This is a genomic window from Ellagibacter isourolithinifaciens (genome assembly GCF_008831035.1).
GTDB classification, from domain to species: domain Bacteria; phylum Actinomycetota; class Coriobacteriia; order Coriobacteriales; family Eggerthellaceae; genus Ellagibacter; species Ellagibacter isourolithinifaciens.
This window is the reverse complement of the sequence record NZ_WAJR01000046.1, coordinates 1-5,017: the sequence shown is the minus strand read 5'-3', so window position 1 is coordinate 5,017 and position 5,017 is coordinate 1. Positions and strand designations below refer to the sequence as shown.

The window sequence follows — 5,017 nt, the reverse complement described above, 5'->3', positions numbered from 1 at the left end:
GGTCCAACGCGCGCTTCCGCGCCGGGTCGTGCTAGAATGCGGTCATCCGCAGCGCCGATGGCGCCCCGATCCCCGTCGCACCGGCAAGGCTTCCGGTCGGCTTTTCCCGCAAAACTTAACTCGCACGAAGGTGACGTAACTTCTTTGCGCCCCATCGGGTACAATGAAACCATTATGGCTAGCTCATTCAACTTGAACGCGTACGGTGCAATGTTTCGTGTGAGGGCCGCCTACTCTTTCGAGGTAGGCGGTCTTCTTGTGCGTATGTACGCGTTCATGCGCACCATCGGTACCGTGTCCATGCTCACGCTTTCGGGGTATTCCTATTTCATGGCGGGCTTGGTTGCGTCGGTGGTGGCGTTCGCCCTGTTTTTGATCTCGCCGCGCGTCTCGAAGAAAATCGACGAGCGCGGTCAGGGCGCGATTGTTGTGCCCGCCACGTGCATCGCTCTGTCCGGTTGCGCAATCTTGCTGGTCACCGTGCTGCTCAAGCTGCCGATTGCGCTGTGCTTCGTGGGCGCGGTGCTCATGGGCTTTCTGCCTACGCCTCAGGCGCTTACACGTGCCCGCTGGGTTTACCTGGTGAAATCGGGTCGCCTGGGCGACGGTGCCCCAGAGCTCAAGACTGTCTTCTCCTACGAGGGCGTGATGGACGACATCGTCTTCATGGTGAGCCCCGCGCTTTCCATCGCGCTCGCTTCGGGAATCCACCCTATCGCCGGTATGGGATGCGGCTTTATCTGCTGCGTGGTGGGAACGCTTTTGCTCGCGTCGTCTAAGGATACCGAGCCGGTGCCGGGATGGGAAAAGAAGCTTGCGAACCAGGAAGGCGCCGCGTCTGCCGATTGCTCCGAAGGTGCCGCCCCGGCCGAGTCCGGTGCGGCGGCTGAAGGCTTGCGAAACGGAAGCGCTCCTGCAGCTGGCTCGGGCATCGCGTGCGACGTTTCCGCGGATGCGGTCGACGATGCTCGCGCGAGCAAGAAGAAGCGATCCCGCAGCTTGTTCCTTACGAATCCCGTGGTGCGCACGTTGTTCTTCCTGTCGCTTCTGATGGGCTGCTTCTTCGGTATCTTCGACACCGCCACGGTGTCCTTCGCGCAGATCGAGCTTAACGACCCGGTGTTCGCAAGCCTCATCCTCGCCATCGAGTCGCTCGTGTCGACCATCGTCGGATTCGTGTTCGGCATGATTCTTTTCACCGCACGTCAAAGCAAGAAGATGCTGGCGTTCTCCATCGTAATCGGCCTCGGCTACGGGTCGATGATTTTCGTGAGCTCGTCGGTAAGCCTGCTCGTGGTTATCTTCGTCGCGGCGGGCACGTACGCCCCGTTCGTCATCACGCTGAACGAGACGGCCGAGCGCGCTGTGCCCGAGGCGAACATCACCGAGGCGCTCACGTGGGTGACCTCGGGCAGCATCTGCGGCCTTGCGTTCGGGCCGACGCTCGCCGGCGTCATCATCGATACGTGGGGATCGTTCGCGTGCTTCGGCACGGGCGCCTTCGTTGCGCTTGCCATTCCGGTGCTGGCCATTCTTACCTACCCCATGATGAAGAAGCAGGTGGGGTAGGGGAAGCTAACGCTAGCGTTTTCGCCTTTTTTGTCCGCGGCGGGTCGTTTCCGGGGAAGAGGGCATTCTTGGCAGCGGCACTTTCTATCATGTATAATGCATGCAAAGAGCATGCGTTCATGAAAGGGGGCTGTTATGCCAGCTTTGCAAGTTCGCGATTTCCCCGATGATCTGTACGAAAAGCTGAAAGAGGTCGCCGCGAGGGAACACAGGAGCGTTGCGCAGCAGACCATCGTCGCCGTCGAGGCGATGGTGTCGGGCGAGTATGCGCGCGCGAAGGAAGAGCCTCGTCGTTCGATCTATCTCGATTTCGACACGGAGGCAAAGCGCGCCGCTCGCATCAAGAAGCGCCAGGAGCTGTTCGAAAGCGCGAAGGCTCTTGCTGAGGAGTGTCCCCAGATGAGTCAATTGTCTGCAGATGACATTGTGAAAACGATTCGGGATGGTCGCGAGGAGCGTTCCGAGCATCTATTCAATCTGCTGATTGGCAATGAGTGAGGAGGCCGAAGATGGTTGTCCTTGATTGTTGTGCGGCGCTTGCGATGGCGAGCCGCAATGAGGAGGGTAAGGCGATTTCCTCGCTTCTGCTAAGCGGGGAGGAGATTACCGCTCCGTCGTTGTTCGTTTCCGAGATGGCGCATGCGGTTGCGAAATATGTTAAAGCTGGACGTATAAGCGAAGTCGTTGCGCAGGAATACCTAAAAAACGGAATTGGCTATATCGACACATTCGACGATGACAAGAATCTTGCTGCGGAGGCTCTGTCGGAATCTTTTTGCCGGGGTCACTCTTCTTACGATATGTTCTATCTTGTTCTCGCCCGTCGGACAGGTGCGACGCTTTTCACTCTCGACAAAAAGATGTGGGCGCTTGCGCGCGACATGCATGTGAACTGCATCGAGGAGGCGGATCTAGCGGAAGCGACCGCGTAGCAGTTTTGCACTCAACAGTGCCGCATCTTCCCCTGTCTTTGACGTCCTCGTTGCAACAAAGTGTTCTTTGCCCTGTAAACTGTCCGAAACAATTCGCCGTTAGTTTGATAAGCGTTGGTTAAGGGGGCGTCGCGCGGAACTTCGTGTTATCGTGTCGAGCAAGCGGCCATCAGCCAAAAGCTGCGATGGCACCCCTAAAGTAAACTGCGGTTGTGACCGCCTAATCGGCGTTTGAGACGACCAGTGAAGGAGCGCGGTATATGTCACACGTTTCAGAAATCTACGGATCGATGGTGTTCAACGAGCACACCATGCAGGAGCGTCTGCCTTCCGCAACGTACAAGCAGCTCATGAGGACCATCAAGGACGGCGAGCCGCTCAATCTCGAGGTTGCGAACGTTGTTGCCCATGCCATGAAGGAATGGGCGATTGAAAAGGGGGCCACGCACTACACGCACTGGTTCCAGCCCCTCACCGGCATCACGTCCGAGAAACATGACGCCTTCCTCGACCCGACGCCCGATGGCCGTGCTATCCAGAGCTTTTCCGGCAAGGAGCTCATTCAGGGCGAGCCTGATGCGTCAAGCTTCCCCTCGGGCGGTCTGCGCGCCACCTTCGAGGCCCGCGGCTACACCGCGTGGGATCCGACGAGCTACGCGTTTGTGAAGGACGAGGTGCTGTGCATCCCCACCGCGTTCTGCAGCTATACCGGTGAAGCGCTCGACAAGAAGACGCCGCTTTTGCGGTCCATGGTCGCCATCGACGAGCAGGCGAACCGCGTGCTCAAGCTGTTCGGCGAGGGTCATCAGAAGATCGTCACCACAGTCGGCGCCGAGCAGGAGTACTTTCTCATTTCCGAGAAGGATTATGCCAAGCGCCTCGACCTTGTGCTGACCGGCCGCACGCTGTTCGGCTATCCGCCGTGCAAGGGTCAGGAACTTGAAGAGCACTACTTCGGCGCTATCCGCCCGACGGTGAACGAGTTCATGAAAGAGCTCGACGACGAGCTGTGGAAGCTCGGCGTTTCTGCGAAGACCAAGCACAACGAGGTCGCGCCTGCGCAGCACGAGCTTGCGCCGATTTTCTCGAACTCGAATCGAGCCATCGACGAGAACCTGCTCACGATGGAGAAGATGAAGCTTCTTGCCAGTCATCATGGCCTTGTCTGCCTGCAACATGAGAAGCCCTTCGAGGGTATCAACGGCTCGGGCAAGCATAACAACTGGGCGATTTCTGCAGGCAAGAAGAACCTGCTCGACCCGGGCGAGAACCCGATGGAGAACCTGCGATTCCTCGTGTTTTTGACGGGCGTTATCCAGGCTGTTGACGATTATCAGGAGCTTTTGCGCATGTCCGTGGCGTCGGCCGGTAACGACCATCGTCTGGGTGCCAACGAGGCTCCTCCGGCGATCGTGTCCATCTTCCTGGGCGACGAGCTGGGCGCCATCGTGGATGCGCTCATCTCCGATAAGGAGTACACGTCCGCCGAGCGCGTGGCGATGGATCTGGGTGTGGCCGTGCTCCCGAACTTCCTGAAGGACAACACTGACCGCAACCGCACGAGCCCGTTCGCCTTCACCGGCAACAAGTTCGAGTTCCGCATGCCGGGCTCCGCGGTGAACCTCTCCGACGCGAACACCATTCTGAACACGGCCATGGCGAAGAGCCTGAAGGAGTTTGCCGACGCCATGGAGGGCAAGTCTGGCGATGAATTCGAGGCGGCTGCCATTGCCTACATCAAGGATGACCTGCGCAAGCACCAGCGCATCATCTTTAACGGCAACGGCTACTCCGACGAGTGGCCAGTGGAAGCCGAGCGCCGCGGCCTGGCGAACCATCCCACGACTGCCGACGCGCTGCCGTGCTTCATCGATCAGAAGAGTATCGATTTGTTCGGCGAGTTCAACGTGCTCTCCGAGGTCGAGGTTCGCTCTCGCTACGAGGTGAAGCTCGAGAAGTACAACAAGCTCCTCAATATCGAGGCGCGCACTATGAAACGCATGGTTCGCCGCTTCTTCCTGCCTGCAATTAACAGCTTCGCAGCTGACGTGGCGAGGGATATTGCCCAGGTCAAGGCGGCGCTACCCTCTGCTGATCAGACGTTCCAGGAGAAGAAGCTGCAAACGGTGGTTGACGGCACGAAGCGCGTGGAAGAGGCGCTCGACGCCCTTAACACCGCGCATCTTGCCAATGTCGAGATTGCCGACCAGCAGGAGCGTGCAAACGACAACGCGCACCATGTCATTCCGCTTATGGACGAGCTCCGCGCCGCAATCGACGCGATGGAGATTGTCGTCGACGACAATCACTGGCCGGTGCCGACCTACAACGAGATTCTGTTCTACTGCTAAAACGCAAGGTCATAGCCGTATGAAAGAGCCCCGAGATTTTGAACTGCATCCCAGTTCTTGGACGGGCCAATAAAGACTAAGCTGCAAGGGACTGATTCCGGAACTCCTCCGGGGTCAGTCCCTTTAGTTTAACCTGTCGCCTCCTTGTGTTCCAGTGAACGATAT

The 5,017-nt window shown here is 58.4% G+C and carries 5 protein-coding genes; 4 read left to right on the top strand and 1 reads right to left on the bottom strand.

Annotated elements, in window-relative coordinates; all coding sequences use genetic code 11:
* The first annotated feature begins 174 nt into the window (after positions 1–174).
* The 4 genes from F8C90_RS10560 (at position 175) to F8C90_RS10545 (ending at position 4,852) form a co-directional block, all read left to right on the top strand.
* A complete protein-coding gene (locus tag F8C90_RS10560) occupies positions 175–1,569 on the top strand; it encodes an MFS transporter (RefSeq protein ID WP_170264648.1) in 1,395 nt (464 codons plus the stop codon).
* A gap of 135 nt (positions 1,570–1,704) precedes the next feature.
* Complete coding sequence (locus tag F8C90_RS10555) at positions 1,705–2,067, top strand: FitA-like ribbon-helix-helix domain-containing protein (RefSeq protein WP_158050465.1); 363 nt, start codon at positions 1,705–1,707, stop codon at positions 2,065–2,067.
* 11 nt (positions 2,068–2,078) lie between these two features.
* Positions 2,079–2,501, top strand: a complete 423-nt coding sequence (locus F8C90_RS10550) for a type II toxin-antitoxin system VapC family toxin (RefSeq protein ID WP_158050464.1) — start codon at positions 2,079–2,081, stop codon at positions 2,499–2,501.
* 260 nt (positions 2,502–2,761) lie between these two features.
* Positions 2,762–4,852, top strand: a complete 2,091-nt coding sequence (locus F8C90_RS10545; protein ID WP_158050463.1) for a glutamine synthetase III family protein — start codon at positions 2,762–2,764, stop codon at positions 4,850–4,852.
* A gap of 76 nt (positions 4,853–4,928) precedes the next feature.
* Here the strand turns inward: F8C90_RS10545 and F8C90_RS10540 are convergent.
* Positions 4,929–5,017, bottom strand: an 89-nt coding sequence (locus tag F8C90_RS10540) for an IS3 family transposase (protein WP_151432084.1), incomplete at its 5' end; no start/stop codon positions are given.